General features: G+C 43.3%; 20 protein-coding genes. 19 read left to right on the top strand and 1 reads right to left on the bottom strand.

Annotation, left to right across the window (positions count from 1 at the left end):
• Positions 1–149: 149 nt before the first annotated feature.
• The 16 genes from CJU60_RS13100 (at position 150) to CJU60_RS13020 (ending at position 18,430) form a co-directional block, all read left to right on the top strand.
• The gene (locus tag CJU60_RS13100) at positions 150–443 is read left to right on the top strand and encodes a WXG100 family type VII secretion target (RefSeq protein WP_003220661.1); all 294 of its coding nucleotides are present in this window, start codon (positions 150–152) and stop codon (positions 441–443) included.
• Positions 444–512: 69 nt separating this feature from the next.
• Complete coding sequence (gene yukD, locus CJU60_RS13095) at positions 513–752, top strand: ESX secretion system protein YukD (RefSeq protein ID WP_010331710.1); 240 nt, start codon at positions 513–515, stop codon at positions 750–752.
• A gap of 14 nt (positions 753–766) precedes the next feature.
• On the top strand, positions 767–2,122 hold the full coding sequence (gene essB, locus CJU60_RS13090; RefSeq protein ID WP_095713982.1) for a type VII secretion protein EssB: 1,356 nt from the start codon (positions 767–769) through the stop codon (positions 2,120–2,122).
• Positions 2,123–2,182: 60 nt separating this feature from the next.
• On the top strand, positions 2,183–6,670 hold the full coding sequence (essC, locus tag CJU60_RS13085) for a type VII secretion protein EssC (RefSeq protein WP_095713981.1): 4,488 nt from the start codon (positions 2,183–2,185) through the stop codon (positions 6,668–6,670).
• A complete protein-coding gene (esaA, locus tag CJU60_RS13080) occupies positions 6,667–9,885 on the top strand; it encodes a type VII secretion protein EsaA (RefSeq protein ID WP_095713980.1) in 3,219 nt (1,072 codons plus the stop codon). Before essC ends, esaA begins: the two co-directional genes overlap by 4 nt.
• A 31-nt stretch (positions 9,886–9,916) precedes the next feature.
• Complete coding sequence (gene essA / locus CJU60_RS13075; RefSeq protein ID WP_081638360.1) at positions 9,917–10,369, top strand: type VII secretion protein EssA; 453 nt, start codon at positions 9,917–9,919, stop codon at positions 10,367–10,369.
• A gap of 63 nt (positions 10,370–10,432) precedes the next feature.
• Positions 10,433–11,164, top strand: a complete 732-nt coding sequence (locus tag CJU60_RS13070) for a (S)-benzoin forming benzil reductase (protein ID WP_024122694.1) — start codon at positions 10,433–10,435, stop codon at positions 11,162–11,164.
• Positions 11,165–11,361: 197 nt separating this feature from the next.
• Positions 11,362–11,892, top strand: a complete 531-nt coding sequence (locus tag CJU60_RS13065) for an HD domain-containing protein (RefSeq protein ID WP_024122693.1) — start codon at positions 11,362–11,364, stop codon at positions 11,890–11,892.
• Positions 11,893–12,077: 185 nt separating this feature from the next.
• On the top strand, positions 12,078–12,314 hold the full coding sequence (locus CJU60_RS13060; RefSeq protein ID WP_024122692.1) for a YuzF family protein: 237 nt from the start codon (positions 12,078–12,080) through the stop codon (positions 12,312–12,314).
• 436 nt (positions 12,315–12,750) lie between these two features.
• Positions 12,751–13,860 carry an AI-2E family transporter gene (locus CJU60_RS13050; protein WP_024122690.1) on the top strand — a complete coding sequence of 370 codons (1,110 nt, stop codon included), beginning with the start codon at positions 12,751–12,753 and terminating at the stop codon, positions 13,858–13,860.
• 59 nt (positions 13,861–13,919) lie between these two features.
• Entirely contained in the window at positions 13,920–14,141 is a 222-nt protein-coding gene (locus tag CJU60_RS13045; protein ID WP_044158952.1) for a spore germination protein, read from the top strand.
• A 73-nt stretch (positions 14,142–14,214) separates the two neighbouring features.
• Complete coding sequence (locus tag CJU60_RS13040; RefSeq protein ID WP_024122689.1) at positions 14,215–14,463, top strand: YueH family protein; 249 nt, start codon at positions 14,215–14,217, stop codon at positions 14,461–14,463.
• A 70-nt stretch (positions 14,464–14,533) separates the two neighbouring features.
• Entirely contained in the window at positions 14,534–14,932 is a 399-nt protein-coding gene (locus CJU60_RS13035; protein WP_095713979.1) for a YueI family protein, read from the top strand.
• A 96-nt stretch (positions 14,933–15,028) separates the two neighbouring features.
• Positions 15,029–15,580: a cysteine hydrolase family protein gene (locus CJU60_RS13030; protein ID WP_095713978.1), complete on the top strand. Its 552-nt coding sequence runs from the start codon at positions 15,029–15,031 to the stop codon at positions 15,578–15,580.
• Between the two features lie 15 nt (positions 15,581–15,595).
• Complete coding sequence (locus tag CJU60_RS13025; protein WP_024122686.1) at positions 15,596–17,065, top strand: nicotinate phosphoribosyltransferase; 1,470 nt, start codon at positions 15,596–15,598, stop codon at positions 17,063–17,065.
• Between the two features lie 135 nt (positions 17,066–17,200).
• Entirely contained in the window at positions 17,201–18,430 is a 1,230-nt protein-coding gene (locus tag CJU60_RS13020; RefSeq protein ID WP_095713977.1) for an EAL and HDOD domain-containing protein, read from the top strand.
• Here the strand turns inward: CJU60_RS13020 and CJU60_RS13015 are convergent.
• Complete coding sequence (locus CJU60_RS13015) at positions 18,406–18,774, bottom strand: YuzC family spore coat inner layer protein (protein ID WP_024122684.1); 369 nt, start codon at positions 18,772–18,774, stop codon at positions 18,406–18,408. The genes CJU60_RS13020 and CJU60_RS13015 overlap by 25 nt on opposite strands.
• Before the next feature lie 460 nt (positions 18,775–19,234).
• Here CJU60_RS13015 and degQ point away from each other — a divergent pair, with 460 nt between their 5' ends.
• The 3 genes from degQ (at position 19,235) to CJU60_RS13000 (ending at position 20,616) form a co-directional block, all read left to right on the top strand.
• The gene (gene degQ, locus CJU60_RS13010; RefSeq protein ID WP_024122683.1) at positions 19,235–19,375 is read left to right on the top strand and encodes a degradation enzyme regulation protein DegQ; all 141 of its coding nucleotides are present in this window, start codon (positions 19,235–19,237) and stop codon (positions 19,373–19,375) included.
• 184 nt (positions 19,376–19,559) lie between these two features.
• Entirely contained in the window at positions 19,560–20,465 is a 906-nt protein-coding gene (locus CJU60_RS13005) for a polyprenyl synthetase family protein (protein ID WP_095714060.1), read from the top strand.
• Positions 20,449–20,616, top strand: a complete 168-nt coding sequence (locus CJU60_RS13000; RefSeq protein ID WP_044158946.1) for a competence pheromone ComX — start codon at positions 20,449–20,451, stop codon at positions 20,614–20,616. The genes CJU60_RS13005 and CJU60_RS13000 overlap by 17 nt, the downstream gene beginning before the upstream one ends.
• Positions 20,617–20,630: the final 14 nt, after the last annotated feature.

Raw genomic sequence — 20,630 nt, 5'->3', positions numbered from 1 at the left:
GAGGTGAGAGGTAAACCATTGGACTCATTTTGTAAAATTAAAACATATTTGTTTGACTGTACCGAAAAACTGTTTTTATAATAATTACGTTCTAAAAATAAGTGAATTAGCCCATATTTAGGCTGATGGCACAGGAGGTAATGAGGAATATGGCAGGATTAATTCGTGTCACACCCGAAGAGCTAAGAGCGATGGCGAAGCAATATGGCGTTGAAAGCCAAGAAGTATTAAATCAGGTTGATCGTTTAAACCGAATGATCTCTGATTTAAAAAGCATGTGGGAAGGTGCTTCTAGCGAAGCGTTCGCAGATCAATACGAGCAGCTCAAACCTTCATTTATCAAAATGTCAGATTTGCTTCAAGATGTAAACCAGCAGCTTGATCAAACAGCAAATACTCTTGAGTCTACTGACCAAGACATCGCAAATCAAATCCGCGGATAACAGTATGAAAGGGAAGGAGCGCCTGATTCACCAGAAGACGGCGCTCTTTCTATGTAAGGGTGAATGAACATGTATATTGATATTACGATAGATTTGAAACATTATAACGGAAGTGTCTTTGATCTCAGATTGTCAGATTACCACCCGGTGAAAAAAGTCATTGACATCGCTTGGCAGGCCCAAAGCGTTTCCATACCTCCGCGCGAAGGGCACTGGATCAGAGTGGTCAATAAGGATACGGTGTTTTCCGGAGAATGCAAGCTATCTGATTGCGGCATTACAAGCGGAGACCGGCTTGAAATATTATGAAAGGATCTGGTTGAATGTCAGGTGAACAAACATCATATTTAGAAAACCAATTAGAAGCTGCTTCTCAGAAAACGGAAGACGGCTATACATTTACCTTTCAACGGGAAAAAATAAAGCTTCTGGACGGTCTCGAAGCGAACGTGATCAAGGATGTAAATCCATCTTTTCATAAAGAGATCGATGTGACGGAAGACGAAGTGATCATCACAATCCAACCTCCTCCCTCCCATAAAGAATTTCGCTTGATAAAAGCTAAAGATAAAAAAAGCAAATGGCAGTTTGCCTATCAGCTTGTTCAGGCTGTACAGCAGCACAAGTTATCAAGGCTGCATTTGATTGTGGCCCCGGAAAACATTGTATTCGATAAAGGACTGACCCCATATTTTCTTCATTACGGCGTAAAAGAAAGCATTCCGCCTTACGAGCATGATGAGGAAAGAGTCTGGCAGGAGCTGAAAGCCGCAGCGGCTTTGGCAGTCGACGGCGCTTTTGCATTTGAGGACTATTTGAAATTCAATGAAACGCTGACATTCTCTCCGGAGGCAAAAGCGATATTGGACGCGAAGTCCTATGATGAACTGCTCGAGCTGATTCAGACACATATCGATGAGCTCGAAGCCAAAGCAAAAACATACATACATATCCCGAAAAAGAAATGGAACATTCAAAGATATATCGGCCTGGGACTCATTGTGTTGCTTGTGCCGGCTCTGATTTATTCGATGTATGCCTTATTTTTCGCGCAGCCGAAGCATCAGGCGATTGTGGAAAGCAACCGCGCTTTCTTGAACAAGCAGTACAGCGGGGTCATCAACACGCTGGCTAAATATGATGCGGAAAGCCTGCCTGAATCAGTGCAGTATCAGCTTGCAATGTCTTATGTTGAGGTTGAAAAATTAGGCGACACTCAAAAGAAACAAATTGAAAATAATCTGGTCACGCTGCAATCAGATCCACAGCACTTTCTTTATTGGATAGACATAGGGAGAGGCGAGAATAAAGAAGCCATTAGTATCGGAAGAAAGCTGGAGTATAACCCGTATATAGGGCTGGGGCTGATCCGATATAAGGCTGAGATATTAGCAGATGACAGTATGAAAGATGATGAAAAGCAAAAAGAATTGGATACGGTACAAAGCGAGATCGACCAAATTACCAAACAAATGAAAGAACAAAAAGAAGAAGCGATAACAGACACGGCAGAAACTGATACAGCCAGCCAAGCCGCTGAAGAACAATCAGATAAAGAAAAGCAGCAAGCTGAAGAGAAAGCGGCAGAAGAAAAAGCCGCAGCCGAGGAAAAAGCGAAAAAAGAAGAACAAGAGAAAAAAGAGAAAGAAAAGAAAGATGAGAAAAAAGATGACAAATAAAGTGAAACATGAAGTTCAGGTCATCGCACGCCGTATTTCGGCCGTTAGGGGGTTCGCCATTTGAGTCTATTATGGGTTTTCTATCAGCAAAACGTCCAAAAACTAAAACTGTCTGATCTCCCGGCGTCCCAGCCGGTGACCATAGGGCCTGATGTGAAGGATTCCATTACGATCGGCACCATTCCGTTTGAGAACGGAGTAATTTCTCTTCAAAGGAAGGAATCCGGCGGCCAGTACGATGTTTTCCTGGGAAATGATTGCCTGGGCAGTCTTGAAACTGATACATCATTTTCTCTTCAAACGGATCAACAGGATATACGTCTGTTTTTAATTGCCGGCAAACCTGAAAAATCCGTTTATTTTACAGGAAACAGAGACGAAATGACATGTTCCTCAGAAAAGACAGATGCAGATATCTATCTGAACCCGAATGATTTTGCTTTTGCGGAACAAAGCACATTTTCATTACTGCATATCGGCGAGAAATGGTCGATTCTCCCAAAAAGCGGAAATGTGTTCTTGAACGGAGAGAAGGTAATAGGTGCTGCACCGCTCAAGCCGGGGGATGAAATATTCTGGAACTTTACGCAAATGAGAGTAACTGAACAAGACCTCTTAGAAATCGTTCATTACACACCGCTTGAAACAGTGTTAACCAAAACGGTCAAACCAAGCACAGAAATGCAGAAGAAATATCCGCAGTACAGAAGAACGCCGCGGATGGTGTACGATTTGCCAGATGACCGTGTGTCCTTCAGTTTTCCCTCTCAGGAGAGCGATCAAACCAATAGAGGGCTATGGCTCGTCATCCTGCCTCCGCTTGTGATGCTGATCGTGATGGGCGTTGTCGCTATCATCCAGCCGCGAGGCATATTTATACTCGTATCACTGGCAATGTTTATGATGACCCTTATTACCTCGACCGTTCAATATTTCCGGGATAAAAACCAGCGGAAAAAACGCGAGGAAAAGCGGGAGCGCGTGTATAAGCTTTACTTAGATAATAAGAGAAAAGAGCTTCAGGCGCTTGCTGAAAAGCAAAAGCAGGTTCTTGACTTTCATTTTCCTTCTTTTGAACAAATGAAATACTTAACAAGTGAAATCAGTGACCGAATTTGGGAAAAATCGCTCGAAAGCAAGGATTATCTCCAGGTTCGGCTCGGGACCGGAACAGTTCCTGCAAGCTATGAAATCAATATGAGCGGCGGAGACTTGGCGAACCGTGATATTGATGACCTTATGGAGAAATCGCAGCACATGCAGCGTGTCTATAAGGACATTCGCAATGCGCCGGTTACGGTCGATTTGGCGGAGGGGCCGATGGGTCTTGTCGGGAAATCGCAGATTGTTAAGAATGAGATTCACCAGCTGATCGGCCAGCTTTCGTTTTTCAACAGCTATCACGATTTGCGCTTCGTCTTTATTTTTCATGAAGAGGAGTATAAAGACTGGGAGTGGATGAAGTGGCTTCCGCAATTTCAAATGCCCCATATTTATGCGAAAGGCTTTATTTATAATGAACAAACGCGTGACCAGCTCCTGTCCTCACTTTATGAATTGATCAGAGAGCGCGATCTCGAAGATGACAAAGAAAAACTGCAGTTTAAACCGCATTTTGTATTTGTCATTACGAATCAGCAGCTGATTTCAGAGCACGTCATTCTTGAATATTTAGAAGGGCAGCATGAGCAGCTGGGCATCTCTACAATTGTCGCCGCGGAAACAAAGGAAAGTTTATCAGAAAACATTACGACCCTTGTCCGCTATATCAACGAAAATGAAGGCGACATTTTAATACAAAAGAAAAAAGCAGTAAGAATTCCGTTCCGGCTCGATCATCATCAGCGCGAGGACAACGAACGGTTTTCACGCACGCTTCGCACGCTGAATCACCAGGTGGGCATTACGAACTCCATTCCGGAAATGGTCTCGTTCCTGGAGCTTTTCCATGCGAAGGAAGTAAAAGAAATCGGAATCCAGCAAAGGTGGCTGACGAGTGAATCGTCGAAGTCGCTGTCGGTGCCGATCGGCTATAAAGGGAAGGATGACATTGTGCATCTGAACCTTCACGAAAAAGCCCACGGTCCGCACGGTTTGCTTGCGGGGACGACAGGTTCGGGGAAAAGTGAATTTCTCCAGACCTACATCTTGTCACTTGCGGTGCATTTTCACCCGCATGAAGCGGCTTTCTTATTAATTGACTATAAAGGCGGAGGAATGGCGCAGCCGTTCCGCAATATTCCCCACCTGCTTGGCACGATCACCAATATTGAAGGCAGTCAAAACTTCAGTATGCGTGCGCTCGCTTCGATTAAAAGCGAGCTGAAAAAAAGGCAGCGTCTGTTTGATCAATATCAAGTCAATCACATCAATGACTATACAAAGCTGTACAAGCAGGGGAAAGCAGAAGTAGCAATGCCGCACTTATTCTTAATTTCTGATGAGTTTGCAGAGCTGAAAAGCGAAGAGCCTGATTTTATCAGAGAGCTTGTCAGTGCTGCACGTATCGGCCGAAGCCTTGGCGTACATTTGATTTTGGCGACACAGAAGCCGGGCGGTATCATCGACGACCAAATCTGGAGTAACTCGCGCTTTAAAGTAGCGCTTAAAGTTCAGGATGCCACCGATAGTAAAGAGATTTTGAAAAACAGCGATGCCGCGAACATCACGGTTACCGGACGCGGTTATTTGCAGGTCGGAAACAATGAAGTGTACGAGCTGTTCCAATCCGCCTGGAGCGGGGCCCCTTACTTAGAGGAAGTTTACGGAACAGAGGATGAAATCGCGATTGTCACGGATACCGGCCTGATACCGCTTTCTGAGGTCGACACGGAAGAAATGGCGAAAAAAGAGGTTCAGTCAGAAATCGAAGCAGTGGTTGACGAAATCGAACGCATTCAAGAGGAAATGGGAATCGAGAAGCTGCCGAGCCCTTGGCTGCCGCCGCTTGCGGAACGTATCCCGCGCACCCTTTTCCCATCAGAAGAAAAGGACCATTTCCACTTTGCTTATGTTGATGAACCTGATCTGCAAAGACAGGCGCCGATTGCTTATAAAATGATGGAAGACGGAAATATCGGCATTTTCGGCTCCTCAGGCTATGGGAAATCGATTGCAGCGGCAACATTCCTGATGAGTTTTGCAGACGTCTACACGCCTGAAGAGCTTCATGTCTATATCTTTGATTTCGGGAACGGAACGCTCCTGCCATTAGCGAAGCTGCCGCACACGGCGGATTACTTCCTGATGGATCAGTCGAGAAAAATTGAAAAGTTCATGATCCGGATCAAAGAGGAAATCGACCGCCGAAAACGTCTGTTCCGTGAAAAAGAAATCAGCCATATCAAAATGTACAATGCGCTGAGCGAAGAAGAGCTTCCATTCATTTTCATCACAATCGACAACTTTGATATCGTCAAGGATGAGATGCATGAGCTTGAATCGGAATTTGTCCAGCTTTCCAGAGACGGACAAAGCTTGGGGATTTACTTTATGCTGACGGCAACGCGCGTAAATGCTGTCCGCCAGTCGCTCTTGAACAACCTGAAAACAAAGGTTGTCCATTATCTGATGGATCAATCTGAGGGATATTCGATTTACGGACGGCCGAAGTTCAGCCTTGAGCCGATCCCGGGGCGCGTGATCATTCAAAAAGAAGAGCTTTATTTCGCCCAAATGTTCCTGCCTGTTGAAGCAGAGGATGATATCGGCATGTTCAACGAGCTGAAAGCAGAAGTGCAGGTTCTTCAGGATCGCTATGCTTCACTGCAGCAGCCGGCTCCGATTCCGATGCTGCCGGAAAGCCTGTCGACGAGAGAGTTTTCTCTCCGCTTCAAGCTGGAACGCAAGCCTTTATCTGTGCCGATCGGGCTTCATGAAGAAACCGTCAGCCCGGTGTACTTTGACTTGGCTAAGCACAAGCATTGCCTGATATTAGGGCAGACACAGCGAGGAAAAACAAACGTCTTAAAAGTGATGCTTGAGCATCTGCTTGATGATGAAACGGAAATGATCGGTTTGTTTGACTCGATCGACCGCGGTTTATCCAAATATGCAAAAGAAACAGATGTCGCATATATGGAAACAAAAGATGATATTGAGCAGTGGATTGAAACAGCAGAAGACATTTTTAAAACAAGAGAAGCAATGTATGTAGAAGCCGTTCGCCAGGGAGACACACAAAGCCTGCGATTCTCTCAAGTGGTTCTGATGATTGACGGAATTACGAGATTCCAGCAGACGATCGATACGAGAATTCAAGACCGCTTGGCGAACTTTATGAAATCTTACGCGCATCTTGGCTTCAGCTTTATTCCGGCAGGCAATCACAGTGAGTTCTCCAAAGGCTATGATTCCCTGACGACTGAGATGAAGCAAATCAGACACGCTATCCTGCTGATGAAAAAATCTGAACAAAATGTGATTCCTCTTCCGTACCAAAGACAGGAGCCGGAGATTCAGCCGGGCTTCGGATATGTTGTGGAAAACGGGAAGGAGCAAAAAGTTCAAATTCCTTTATGTTCTGCTGAAAGGGAGAGTGCTAGATGACAGAACAACGAAAAAACTTGATCAAGTTAATATCAGCCGTCATCATTATTTTGCTGCTGCCGGTTTTGTTTTTCCGGTTCATCGGGGAAGATCCGGCGAAAAAAGCAGCCAATTCCACGCGGCAAATCGCAGTGGTGAATGAAGACACAGGCGTATTGAGTGATGAGGTGAAAGCGGACGATGAAGATGATCAATCCGCCCAGTTCGGTAAGGAAGTAGCTGCCGTTCTGGGGGAACGTCCTGATTATTCTTGGACGGTCGTGAACCGAAGTGCAGCCGAAACAGGCCTGAAATCGAAAAAATACGATGCGATCGTCTACATTCCCTCAGATTTCTCAAAAAACATTTTGAGCTATGACAAAGAGCGTCCTCAAAAAGCCACGCTTGAGTTCAGCATTCAAGATAACCTGAATGCGGTCAACAAAGAAAAAGTGCAGCGTGAGCTTGAAGATGCCCAAAAAACAATGAACAAAAAAATGTCGGCCTTATATTGGAACTTTGTCTCACAAAAAGTGGACAATATCAGAGGAGAGTTTGACAAAATCGTCAATAAAGAATCTGAATTCCAAAATGTCATGTACAATTTCTACAAACCAAGCTCTAACGATTTAGCAGGTGAAATCAAACGCCAGAAAGACCTAATCGATGAGCTGAAGAAATCAATGAATGAAGCCCAAGGCACGACAAAAGAAAAAGCTTCGACAGCGGAGGAAGCAAAAAACACCCTGAAAGACTTCGTTGATACTGTGGAACGATACAAAGAATATCAAGAAAATCAAAAGAAGCTGCTATTGGCAGCTCAGGATTCAACTCAGCAGCAAATCCAGACAGGATTGGATGCCATTTCAGCACAGCAAAAGGCCAATCAGTTCAGCGAGCAGATGAGCGGACTGGCAACTGGGATCAGCCAAGTGAAAACACAGCTTGGGATTGCTGGTCTTGCGATGGATGATGCTAAAAAGGCAAGGCAGGATCAAGTGCCATTGCAAGAAATGGGTATGGCGAGGATTCAGAGTGATTTAATTGATCAATTCCAAGCCCAATCAAGGCTAAATACGTTAAACAAAATGTATGAAAAGCTTAAAGAGAAGCGTGCATTGTTATTTGTTCCAGACAGTCAGGGTCCTAGCAATGGCTCTAACGATGACAACCAGAACAATGATAAAGAGCCAGAGAACGTAGATACTGAAGAACTAAAAATTGATCTTGAAAATCAGCGTGAATTAATGAAAAACATTGCAGCTGACATTCAAGACATTTCAGACAGTCTTAAGGAATCTGAAAAAGAGGATACGACGCCAGAGGAGCCTAAGACAGAGCCGGATACAAATTCCGGAAATAATGATGGAGACGGGCCGATTCCAAATGATCAAAATGATAATTCTGGAGAAGACAATAACAGCAGTGATACCGGGACTGACGGACAAACGGACGGCAATACTCAGGATCAAGACCAGCAGCAGGGAACAGGCGGTCAGGAGCAGAACGGTGATGCCTCTAATGGGAAGTCAGACAGCGGACAAAACGAAACGGGCACATCGATCGAACAGACTGCTTCACCTGACTCAGCCCTTCAATTTATCCAGCTGGGAAATGAAGACGGAACCGGAGATTCAGGAGATACCGGTAGCGGCGGAGATACGACGGAGCCTGGGGATCAAGATCAACCAGGAAACGGTGACATTTCTGATATTGCCAAAGCAAAAGAACAGCTCAGCAAAGCGTCTGAGCGAATCAAGCAAATTGAAGAAGAGCTCAAAGAAAAAGAAACTGCCCATAACGAAGAGCTAGATAAGAAATTAATAGAATTGCAAGAGAAAATAGACAACCTAGATGATGAAATAGTTAAATTGAAGAAACAAGTAAATGATTTAGAAGATCAGTTAAAAGATATGCATTTACAGGTGTATGATAGTGGCATTTATAAAATGATCCGCGAGCTGGAAAATAAAGACCAGCTTCAATTTCAAGGTGACATTAACACAGTAAAAATCGATGATTTAATGGATTATTATAAATATCTATCGGTATATGACTCTGTATTGTACGGTACTATTGATTATGATGCAAAGAATACTGTTCTCGCCGGCCAGCAGGGCAACGTCAAATCAGTCCTAGCCATCAAACCGGAAGAATCAGCAAGCTGGGAAGATCTCAAAAACAACACAATGCAAACCGATGAAGACATCGACAATTTCATCAATGGCATGACCGAGTTTGCAGACAACTACGGCAGCTATATCCGTGATTCTCAAGCCGGTGTTCTCGATGAACTGACGAAAATCTCTGAGAGTGCGTCTAAAGCGTCAGAACAGCTTGTAACCGGTGCGGCGCAGGAATCTGCAACGTTCAATAATGATGGTCTGTCAGGCACAATGGCACTGAGCGTGCAAGATACGGTCGGCCAGGAAGTGCTGCAAATGTCAGACGTGATGGGCTCATTATCTGAACGCCAGTCAGGCATTATTGATTACACAACCAACATGCAGCAAAGCGTAAATGATGTGCAGACGAAAGCTGACACCTTAAACAACAACTGGGGTAAAAATGTTGCTTCCACGAAGCTTGTACGCAGTGACGTATACGGCATTCTGGGCAATACATTAGTAGACGGCCAAAACAACGGCTATGTATATGATTACTTGGCAAACCCGCTTAAAATCAGCGGTCAGGTTCCGGAAGAAAAAATTCAGACGGTGCCGCCGGTTGTCATCCTGGTTATTATTTTGATCAGCAGTCTGTTAATCGGATATTTCAGCTCGTATTATCAAAATGCGCCGCTGCTCGTCAAAGGAGCGCTTTTCGGAATTCTGAATATCCTTGTCGGCTTGATGATCAGCTTGTTCGGTTTGAATATTTATTCACTGCCGGACGATCAGACGATTAAGTGGTCTGTATTTACGATTTTATTGCTGGTCGCAAGCTCTGCCTTTATCCGGGCGGCATTCCGATTCGGATCAATTCCTGGATGGGTTGCTTCAGCGGCAATGATTTTATTCTATGTTGCGCCGCTTATTGATTTAATTATGCCAAACTTCACATTTGAAGATCCGGTGTCGAAGGTATATATCGACATCCAGTACGGAACAGGGCATTTGTTTACAATGGGAATATCGGTTCTGCTGATCATTACGTTGATTGCAGCGGCTCTGCCGCTTGTCATTCGCTTGATAGCAGAAAAAACAGCAGAAAGCGATGAAACGTATGAAGCGTAATCGCAGCTTGGAAAAGGGGATCATGATGTGTATGCTCTCCTTTTCCCTTTTCATACCCTCTGCCGCTGCTGCCGAAACCGAAGAAAATACGGATGTCGCGCCAAACCAATATGAAAAGAAAGATATTGAAATCGATACGAATTATTTGCATGAAGATTCTTCCTATGAGGAGAAAACAGAACTGCCTGAGGAGCAAAAGGATATTACCTTTGATAAGCCGAAGGATCGGGACGCCGAGCTGATAAAGGATTTGTTTACATCAACAGATGCCGAGGGCTCCAACACCATCGCCGCTCAATCTAAACAGCTTGGGATTACATTTGCCGAGAAACCGATCACAAAAGCGTCATCAACGGAAATGAAAGAAAAAGATTCATCTTCACTCCTGCTTCCGATCATCTATAGCGTGCTGATTCTGCTTGGGATCGCAGGCATTGTTTTTCTCATACCAAAGGTTATCGTGCAGGAAAATAAAAAGGCGTAAGCGCCCGCGCTTGTTTTGCATAAAAGCGGTCCGTACAATAAGAACGGAAGGAGGAGGTTTCCAATGGAACTTTATATCATCACCGGAGCGTCAAAAGGACTGGGGAAAGCCATTGCATTACAGGCTCTGGAAAAAGGCCATGAAGTCCATGCTCTGTCCAGAACAACAACAGATGTTTCTCATGAGAAACTGACACAGCACCAGATCGACCTGATCAATCTCACAGAGGCTGAGCAGCAATTCAAAACATTGCTTTCATCCATCAATCCGGCTGATTATTCAGCCATCACACTGATCAATAATGCCGGAATGGTGACGCCGATCAAACGCGCCGGAGAAGCGTCTCTTGAAGAGCTGCAGCGCCATTATCAGCTTAATCTGACAGCGCCGGTGCTCTTGAGCCAGCTGTTTACCAAACAGTTTGCTGCTTTCAGCGGAAGAAAAACAATCGTAAATATTACCTCTGGCGCGGCCAAAAACCCATACAAGGGGTGGAGCGCGTATTGCAGCTCAAAAGCCGGACTTGATATGTTTACGAGAACGTTCGGATTTGAACAGGAGGATGAAGAACTGCCGGTGAACATGATTTCTTTCTCACCGGGTGTCATGGACACTGACATGCAGGCCGTCATCCGTTCATCATCGAAAAAGGATTTCCACGATATCGAGCGGTTTCGGAAATTGAATGAAACAGGAAGCCTTCGCAGTCCGGCCTTTATTGCCGGCACGCTGCTTTCTTTATTAGAGACAGGCGCGGAAAACGGGCGCATATATGATATTAAAGAGTTTTTGTAGAGCAGAGTGAATCTGCTCTTTTTTTATATAAAAAGGCGATAACTTAAGCATTCCGGAGTCCGGCTGCATATACTGACTGAAACTCTGCTTTTAGGGTATAACAAACATGAAAAGTAAACAAAAATGATATGACATAAGAATTGAGTTTCTCTGCAAATTATGTTAGGATTCTAAAAATATCTAAAGGAGGGGTTTCCATGAGAAAGGTTACATTAATGGATGTCTTCGCCCATCCAATTGCACAAAAATATTTACAGCGTTCCGGCGTGGCTCATGCGATTGCCTGCGCCTATCATGCATACAGGCTGTCTGTAAAGGCTGATATCAGCCCTGATTTAGCCGCAAAAGCGGCATTGCTGCATGACATCGGACATTATGAATGGTATACAGACGGAAAATGGGATTATGAGAAATACAGAAGGAATGACATCCATGCCATTAAAGGGGCGGAACGGGCGCATAAGCTCTTGATTCGTCTTGGTGAAGAACCGAAAGCGGCAAAAGAGATTGCTCTTGCCATATTGCTTCATACCGATTCCTATCTGCCTGAAGGTGAACTCGATAAAAATACGCTGCAGCAGATTGTCAAAAAAGCGGACGAACTTGATGAAGAACCTGGCGGCCACCATCATTACCGACAAATTGACGAAGCAACCGCACTGAAAAAAATAGAAAAACTGGACCGATTAATCGACCAAGCCCAGTCTTCTATAAAAAAGCCTGTATAGGTCCCGCCTGTATTCGGAACAGCGTCCGCTTTCTTCGCTGTCTCCGTTTCATCACCATTTCCTTACACCCGCGTGAATCACACTCCCCAATCGTCTCCGCATCCCCTGGTGTTATCCGGTAAGCCTGTGTCATTATCCTTAACCGTGGCATAAGCTGAGATAAAACATATAAAGGGGATTGAAGTATGGCCAACCAAGGTAGTCCGCAACTGGTCTCATTAGTCGATCCTTATGTCTATCAGACCATCAAAAAGCTCATCGGCTCAAAATTCATTATCCAGACAGTACGAGATACGGTCAGAGGCAGACTGATTGATGTAAAACCGGACCATATCATCATTGAAGCAGCCCGAAATTCTGTTTTTTTTATCAGTATCCAGCACATGGTTTCCGTCACGCCAGATTACAGTGAACGGGTGTAACAGTGCTTGCGCTTGAAAAATAGGCGTACACCGGGACGTCCTATTTTTCAGTTAAGCGCTATAAAAACGCTCCGTTATAAATTGTGCCGCCAAGATCAAAGCCGGAGCGGTCATCTGAAATAAAGCGTAAACAACAACCGAAGTGATACCCGCCCGCATCCTTTACATATAAACGGGGCTTCCCGGCAAACGGAGCACAGCGCCGCTGCCTCTCAGTCATTCTATCGTTTTGATTCACATCAAGCAGGATAAAATCTAAACGTTAAGCTAGTCCACAAGTACATAAATCAGTGCGGCGTCCCTGCCGTATGTCACAGCCTGCATAATCAACAGCCCATTCACTGATTAAGAGTTCTGATATCAGTTCATTTTTGTTACAATGATGGGGTGCAAGTTCTTTTATCTGATAGACAAAGAAAAACTAGGAGGAACAAGCTTGTTGAAATCAAAAGTCCATTTTTGGACATTGCAAATTTTATTTGTTTTGCTGATTATTTTCGTAGCAACAAAAGTTTCATTTGTGTTTCAGCCGTTTATCGTGTTTATCTCGACATTGTTTTTCCCGATGCTGATTGCCGGAATTCTGTATTTTATTTTTAATCCGGTTGTCCGACTGCTTGAGAAAAAAATGCCGCGGACATTATCGATTCTGCTCATCTATTTAGTATTTATCGGTTTGCTTGCCTTCGTTTCTGCGGCAGTCGGGCCTGTCATTACATCGCAGGTGACCGGGCTGTTTAACAATCTTCCTGAATATATAAAACAGATTCAGGCATTAACAAAAGATTTATCTCACTCTCAGTGGTTTACCTGGATGATGACACAGGATTATGTATCCATATCAAAAATTGAGCAGTCTCTGACAAGCTTTCTCCAAAACCTGCCGCAAAATATTACATCCAGTTTATCCGCGGTGTTTGGTGTCGTGACAAATATCACACTTGTCATTATCACTGTTCCGTTTATCCTCTTTTATATGCTGAAGGATGGACACCGCTTTCCGCACCTGGCAGTCAAAATTCTTCCGGCTTCTTACCGGACAGAAGGTCTAAAGATCTTTAAGGATTTATCCGACACACTCGCTGCGTATTTTCAGGGACAGCTGTTAATCTGTCTTTTTGTAGGGACAGCGTGCTTTATCGGATACTTGATTACCGGGCTGCCATATGCGCTGATTCTTGGAATTGTCATGGCCATTACAAATATCATTCCTTATGTCGGGCCTTTTCTCGGCGCTGCGCCGGCTGTCATTATCGGCTTTATGGATTCACCGGCCAAAGCGCTTTTTGCGATCATTGTGGTTGTGATCGTTCAGCAGCTCGACGGAAATCTGCTTTCTCCGCTCGTTATCGGAAAACGTTTGAATACGCACCCGCTTACCATCATTTTGCTGTTGATTGGAGCAGGAAGCTTCGGCGGCATTCTCGGCATGATTTTAGCTGTGCCGGTGTATGCGGTAGTCAAAGCGTTTTTCCTGAATATCGTGCGGCTGATCAAGCTGCGCCAGCGTTCACGCCTTGAAGAAAACGAACGTCCCGCTGAATAGGCGGGCACCATTGGCTCCTTTTCGCATATGATGCTGTAAATCAGTGCGGAGGTGGGGAAATGCCTGCGATTGTAGGGCCGATATATATTATGTCTATATCAGGTGATGCTGCGGCCAGCTTTGGAGATGTGTTTGCGATTGCGCCGAAAAGCGTCGATCACACAGGTGCTGGGTCTGGCACATTTCAGCTGGGGGATTTTGTGAAGATCAATAACGAATATAGTAAAACAATTTTAAACGATGCCGATATCATTGATGATACCGTTTCGTTTAACGGGTAACAGCCTTTTCTAGAGAGGCTGTTGCTTTTTTATTGTATAATATGGATAGTCTTTTAGTTAGCGAGGTCATGTTATGAAAATCAGAAAAGCAAATATCAGCACACAAACAGGAATGATCACTGATGTATATCTGCATGAAAACAGAAAAGAGCTGCATACGCTAGTAGCCGTTCCGCAGCTGGAGTGGAGCACGATTATTTCATACGAGGAAGAAAAATCATCGCTGCCTGAACGGCTGGAGGCTTCTTTGCGCCGGCATACAGAGGACGAGCCTGCTGGTGAGCTCGCAAAAAAAATCATTCACTGGGTAACGGAAATGTAACAGCCCTTGAAAGTTTAGCCCCCGCAGGATCAGGCGATAATGAAGACAAACAAGACGGGAGGACGAGCTTTTGAGTGATGAAACGCTGGATCTCTATTTACAGCAAGGAATGTACGGGCCGCTGGAAACAAAACCAGATGAGCGCCATTTGTTTTTAGGCTCATTGCGGGAAAGAGTGCTTTTGGCACTGACGAAAGGGCAGGTGCTCAGAAGCAAACCGTATCACGAAGCGGAGCAAGCGTTTAAACGCAATAAACATATATCTCTTCTTATTAATGGAGAGCTTCAGTATCAGTCTTATTCACCTTATGTAAAAATGGCGAACCGAAACGGAGTGCCTTTTAAAGTCGTATCTGATCTTCAGTTTCATACGCCTTTAGGCCTTATCATTGCGGCGGACAGTGCGGTAAATCATGAATCTATATATATTCAGGACGACATTTTTAACCGGTCGGTGCTGAAATCTTAAGAGACAAACGGACCGTTTGTCTTTTTATTCATGGCAATTCCCTTACAACCGGAGATAAGATATAATGTTCTCATACTGATGGCGGGGAGGCCGGCTATGAAAAAAGCACTTATTAGTATTGATTATACGAATGATTTTGTGGCGAGTGATGGAAAATTGACCTGCGGGGAGCCCGGCAGAATGATTGAAGAGGCGATCGTCAATTTGACAGAAAACTTTATCACAAACGGTGATTACGTCGTATTTGCAGTAGATTCTCACAATGAAGGGGATCAATATCACCCTGAAACCCGTCTGTTCCCGCCGCATAATATCAAGGGTACGGAAGGAAAAGACCTGTACGGAAAGCTTTTGCCTCTATATCAGAAACATGCACATGATCATAATGTATATTACATGGAAAAAACGAGATATTCTGCTTTTGCGGGTACTGATTTAGAACTGAAACTCAGAGAGCGGCAGATTGACGAGCTGCATTTAGCCGGCGTCTGCACAGATATCTGTGTCTTGCATACAGCGGTTGATGCATACAACAAAGGTTTCCGGATTGTTGTGCATAAACAGGCTGTTGCCAGCTTTAATCAGGAGGGGCATACGTGGGCTCTTTCCCATTTTGCAAACAGCATCGGAGCGCAAGTGGCAGAGTAAGGAAGGGGAAAAACAGTGTTAGAGTACGGTTTTAAAGATGACAGCCTGTCATTACATACAGACCTTTATCAAATCAATATGGCGGAAACTTACTGGAGAGACGGCATTCATGAAAAGAAAGCGATTTTTGAGCTTTTTTTCAGAAAGCTTCCGTTTGAGAATGGCTATGCGGTTTTTGCGGGCTTGGAAAAAGCCATTGAATATCTGGAAAACTTCAAGTTTACCGATAGTGACCTGACTTATTTACGAGATGAGCTTGGCTACCATGAAGATTTTATTGATTATTTGAGCGGTTTATCTTTTACAGGTTCTCTTTATTCCATGAAAGAAGGAGAGCTGGTTTTTAACAATGAGCCGATTATGAGGGTGGAAGCTCCTCTTGTAGAAGCGCAGCTTATTGAAACAGCTTTGCTTAACATTGTGAATTACCAAACATTAATCGCGACAAAAGCAGCGCGCATCAAAGGCGTCATTGGCGACGAAATTGCACTTGAATTCGGAACAAGACGGGCGCATGAAATGGATGCGGCTATGTGGGGAGCGAGAGCAGCGTTAATCGGCGGCTTCAGCGCGACAAGCAATGTAAGAGCCGGAAAGCGCTTTAATATCCCGGTATCAGGCACACATGCCCATGCGCTAGTGCAGGCCTACCGCGATGAATATACAGCATTCAAAAAATACGCGGAAACGCATAAGGATTGCGTCTTCTTAGTCGACACGTATGATACGCTTCGTTCAGGCATGCCGAATGCGATTAAAGTGGCCAAGGAATTCGGAGACCGCATCAACTTCATTGGCATCCGCCTGGATAGCGGCGATTTGGCGTACCTGTCAAAAAAAGCCCGGAAAATGCTTGATGAAGCAGGGTTTACAGACGCGAAAGTCATTGCATCGAGTGACTTGGATGAGCATACCATTATGAATTTAAAGGCTCAGGGAGCGCGCATAGATGTCTGGGGTGTCGGCACGAAGTTGATTACAGCTTATGACCAGCCGGCTCTCGGCGCGGTTTATAAGCTCGTCTCCATCGAAGAAAACGGAGAAATGGTCGACACGATCAAAATTTCATCCAACCCTGACAAAGTGACGACACCTGGCAGAAAGAAAGTGTACCGGATTATTAATCAGTTAAATCATCATTCTGAAGGAGATTACATTGCGCTTTATGACGAGCAGGTGAATGACCAGAAGCGGCTGAGAATGTTCCACCCGGTTCATACCTTCATCAGCAAATTCGTCACGAATTTCTATGCGAAGGATCTTCACGAGCTGATTTTTGAAAAAGGCATTTTATGCTACCAGAACCCTGAGATTTCTGACATTCAGCAATATGTACAAGACAACCTCAGCCTTCTGTGGGAGGAATATAAGAGAATCAGCAAACCTGAAGAATACCCGGTTGATTTAAGCGAGGACTGCTGGAGCAACAAAATGCAGCGGATCCATGAAGTGAAAAGCAGACTTGAAGAAGAGCTCGAAGAATAAAGCAAACTGGCCTTTCGTTCGCGAAGAGGCCAGTTTTTTTGTGGGAATAATATTTTTCATGTTTAGACAAATTTCGTCAAATTATTTGATATACTTAGGGTGGAAAGCCGCGTGTTTTGTAAGGAGGATAAATCAATGAGGGTGTTTGTTGCAAGACAGCCTATATTTAATAGAAAAGAACAGGTTGTCGCTTATGAACTTTTATATAGAGAGAGCGAAGAGAATGTGTATTCCGCTGCAGACGGCGATCAGGCTACAACAGATTTGGTGATTAACAGCTTTTTAAACATCGGAATCGAGAAGCTGACAGAAGGAAAACGCTGTTTTGTCAATTTCACTGAAAGCCTGATGTTTTCGGATCTCCCCACCTCCTTCAATCCAAAACAGCTTGTGATTGAAATCCTTGAAGATATACCGATCACTCCGGCTCTCGTCTCAAGGTGCAGAGAGCTGAAAAAAATGGGGTATACGCTGGCACTCGATGATTTTTACGCGATAAACCCGAAAAATGAAAAATTATTGGAAAAGCTCATGAGCTATATTGATATATTGAAAGTTGATTTTCTTAAAACCACCCGAATGGAACGCCGAAACATTTTGCAAACCTACAGCTATTGCGGCCTGATTTTTTTAGCTGAGAAAGTAGAAACACGCAAAGAATATGAACAAGCGGCGCAAGATGGCTTTCAGTTATTCCAAGGCTACTTTTTCAGCGAACCGCGCATCATCAGCGGCCATGATCTGTCGACCCATTTTTATTCTTACTATGAATTGCTCAACGAATTAAGCAAAGAGCAGCCTAACATCCAGCGTGTAACTGAGTACATAGAACGTGATTTATCGCTGTCATATCAAATTTTAAAATTCTTAAACTCTTCTCATAACCGCTTAACCCAAAAGATCGACAGCATTAAGCAGGCTATCATGCTTCTTGGGTTTAACGAAATCAAACGGTGGATATACATCCTATCCTTTAAGGATTTAAGCAGAAAAGGGAATTCCAGCAAACACGAAATCATAAAAATTTCTTTAATGAGAGCAAAGCTATGTGAACTGTTGGCTAGAAAAACAGCGCGCCCGCAGCCGGCCTCGTATATGCTGATCGGGATGTTTTCTCTCATAGACACCCTTTTGCACAGAGAAATAGAAGAGATTATTCAAGAATTGCCTTTAATAGATGAAGTAGGTCAAGCGTTATTAGGTCATCAAAATGACTATTACCAAATGCTTGAGCTTGTGAAGTTAATCGAAACCAACAATTGGGACACTTGCGGAGAATTAGCAAAAGAATTGGACAAGGAAGAAGCGTACGACTGTTATTTGGAAGCCTTGGAGTGGTGTCATAAGCTCATGGGCGAAAAGTAATTGCGGTCTTCTGACCACCGCAATGCCACGATAATTCGGCTTTGCGTGCTGATCAGGCTGATGTATATGCCATCGGGATTAAAGACCGAATCCACATCATGCCGGACGCCTGTCTGTTTGATTAGACGTTTTACTGTCTGTTTATCTGACTGCTCCGCTGCGGTCATGATGCGGCGCGAAAGCTCCTGTGACCCCGCAATGCGCCTAAGTACAAGCTGAGCATCAGCGAGCAGCCCGGCGGCATCCTGTGCGGAACGGATAAAGGTTTCTGTATTGGCGGCAGGAGCGGGCGGACGGCGTATGTCGTACGGATAGACGTAAAACCAAGGATAAGGATATCTCATGGAAGCACCTCGCAAAAAGGGGATATGTCTATATGTATAGATCACTCAGGTGCTGGATATGACAAAGCGAAAAGGCCACAACTTTGCGTTGCGGTCTTTTCGGTGTTTGTCGGTCACGATACGCCAAGAATCGCATATTGAATTTTGAAAAAGCGGCGAGGGGGACTATAGTCTTACATTGTGAAACAGATAAACACAATAAAATCAAAGGAATTAAGAATCTTTCTCAATTCCATCCGAAATCACCGTTTTCACACGTAGAAAAATAGTCCTGTTCTCATTGTGATTCCTTTAAGCACAAAGACCTATTGATATTTGCGGTGTCACGCAGGATCTTTTTGTATACTTTTCGGTGAAAAATAACTCGAAACCAGATACACTATTAGTAACAGATCAAATACCTAGGACTCGTTCACCATACACAATTCATTGATCTTTCAAAAAAAGGAGTGTGGAAACGATGGAAAAGAAACTTGAAGAAGTAAAACAATTGTTATTCCGACTCGAACTTGATATTAAAGAAACGACAGATTCATTACGAAACATTAACAAAAGCATTGATCAGCTCGATAAATACACATACGCAATGAAAATTTCGTAAAAAAGACTTGGAAACAAGTCTTTTTTTTCGTTCTTCCCGTACAATAAATGGATAAAGTATTATATGATTGTTAAAAAACGAAAAACTTGCTGTCCTTTAAATGTCCCATTTAGTAAAATGGAATGGGAAGGGGGAAGTCGTTATTGAGCAGATGTGTTTAGATCCGGTTGATATCAAACGGGAAATGAAAGAAATTATAAAGCAAAACAGTTTTAACGAAGATTTGTCACAGCTTCTTTACTCATTTATCGATTCTAAAGAAATATTCTCCTTTGCTGAATCTGCAATTTTACATTATGTGGTTTTTGGAGGGGAGAATTTAGAGGTTGCAACAAAGCTCGGTGCGGGAATAGAAATTCTTATTCTTTCATCAGATATCATGGATGATCTTGAAGATGAAGATAATCATCAGGCTTTATGGATGAAAATGAATCGATCAGAATCCTTAAATGCTGCGCTTTTCTTATATACAATAGGATTAACAAGTATTCATTCCATGGATATCAATCCTTTGATTTTTAAATATGTTTTAAAATATGTGAAAGATGCCATGCAAGGTCAACATGACGATATCACTAATAAATCCAAAACAGAGGATGAGTGTTTAGAGGTAATTAGATTAAAATGTGGGAGCTTGATAGCATTAGCCAATGTAACAGGTGTTATATTAGCTACAGGTGAATATAATGAAATAGTCGAAAGATACTCCTATTATAAGGGAATTGTAGCCCAAATTTCTGGAGACTATCATGTTCTTTTTTCTAGAAATCGCAGTGATATTGAAAAAAATAAACAAACATTGATTTATTTATATCTTAAACGTGTATTTAATGAAGCTTCGAAAGAATTATTGTACTTATTTTCAAATAAGGATTTGTATCATAAAGCGTTATTAAATAAGGATAAATTCGCAGAAAAGTTAATTAAGGCAGGAGTTACCCAATACGTTTCAGTATTATTGCAAATATATAAGCAAAAATGTTTTTCTGCTATAGAACAATTAAATTTATATAAAGAGAAAAAAGATTTGTTAAAGAAACATTTATTAAATTATAAAAAGGGTGATGAAAATGATGCAAGACCTAATTAACTACTTTTTAAGTTATCCAGAGGTTTTGAAAAAATTGAAAAATAGAGAAGCTTGCCTTATAGGTTTTAGTTCAGACGAAACTGAAACAATAATTAAAGCTTATAATGATTATCATCTGTCTAGCCCAACAACCCGTGAATGGGATGGTTAATAGGTGAATTTTAC

The sequence above is a fragment of the Bacillus sp. 7705b genome, from assembly GCF_002289525.1.
GTDB classification, from domain to species: Bacteria; Bacillota; Bacilli; order Bacillales; family Bacillaceae; genus Bacillus; species Bacillus halotolerans.
Note: the sequence above shows the minus strand (reverse complement) of the source record. Positions and strands in the feature narration are given on the sequence as shown.

Bases quoted from the DNA above. Each gene is read 5' to 3' on its own strand.
- CJU60_RS13100 (WP_003220661.1), top strand. From the start codon at position 150: ATGGCAGGATTAATTCGTGTCACACCCGAAGAGCTAAGAGCGATGGCG.
- yukD (WP_010331710.1), top strand. From the start codon at position 513: ATGTATATTGATATTACGATAGATTTGAAACATTATAACGGAAGTGTC.
- essB (WP_095713982.1), top strand. From the start codon at position 767: ATGTCAGGTGAACAAACATCATATTTAGAAAACCAATTAGAAGCTGCT.
- esaA (WP_095713980.1), top strand. From the start codon at position 6,667: ATGACAGAACAACGAAAAAACTTGATCAAGTTAATATCAGCCGTCATC.
- essA (WP_081638360.1), top strand. From the start codon at position 9,917: ATGCTCTCCTTTTCCCTTTTCATACCCTCTGCCGCTGCTGCCGAAACC.
- CJU60_RS13070 (WP_024122694.1), top strand. From the start codon at position 10,433: ATGGAACTTTATATCATCACCGGAGCGTCAAAAGGACTGGGGAAAGCC.
- CJU60_RS13065 (WP_024122693.1), top strand. From the start codon at position 11,362: ATGAGAAAGGTTACATTAATGGATGTCTTCGCCCATCCAATTGCACAA.
- CJU60_RS13060 (WP_024122692.1), top strand. From the start codon at position 12,078: ATGGCCAACCAAGGTAGTCCGCAACTGGTCTCATTAGTCGATCCTTAT.
- CJU60_RS13045 (WP_044158952.1), top strand. From the start codon at position 13,920: ATGCCTGCGATTGTAGGGCCGATATATATTATGTCTATATCAGGTGAT.
- CJU60_RS13040 (WP_024122689.1), top strand. From the start codon at position 14,215: ATGAAAATCAGAAAAGCAAATATCAGCACACAAACAGGAATGATCACT.
- CJU60_RS13030 (WP_095713978.1), top strand. From the start codon at position 15,029: ATGAAAAAAGCACTTATTAGTATTGATTATACGAATGATTTTGTGGCG.
- CJU60_RS13020 (WP_095713977.1), top strand. From the start codon at position 17,201: ATGAGGGTGTTTGTTGCAAGACAGCCTATATTTAATAGAAAAGAACAG.
- CJU60_RS13015 (WP_024122684.1), bottom strand. From the start codon at position 18,774: ATGAGATATCCTTATCCTTGGTTTTACGTCTATCCGTACGACATACGC.
- degQ (WP_024122683.1), top strand. From the start codon at position 19,235: ATGGAAAAGAAACTTGAAGAAGTAAAACAATTGTTATTCCGACTCGAA.
- CJU60_RS13005 (WP_095714060.1), top strand. From the start codon at position 19,560: ATGAAAGAAATTATAAAGCAAAACAGTTTTAACGAAGATTTGTCACAG.
- CJU60_RS13000 (WP_044158946.1), top strand. From the start codon at position 20,449: ATGCAAGACCTAATTAACTACTTTTTAAGTTATCCAGAGGTTTTGAAA.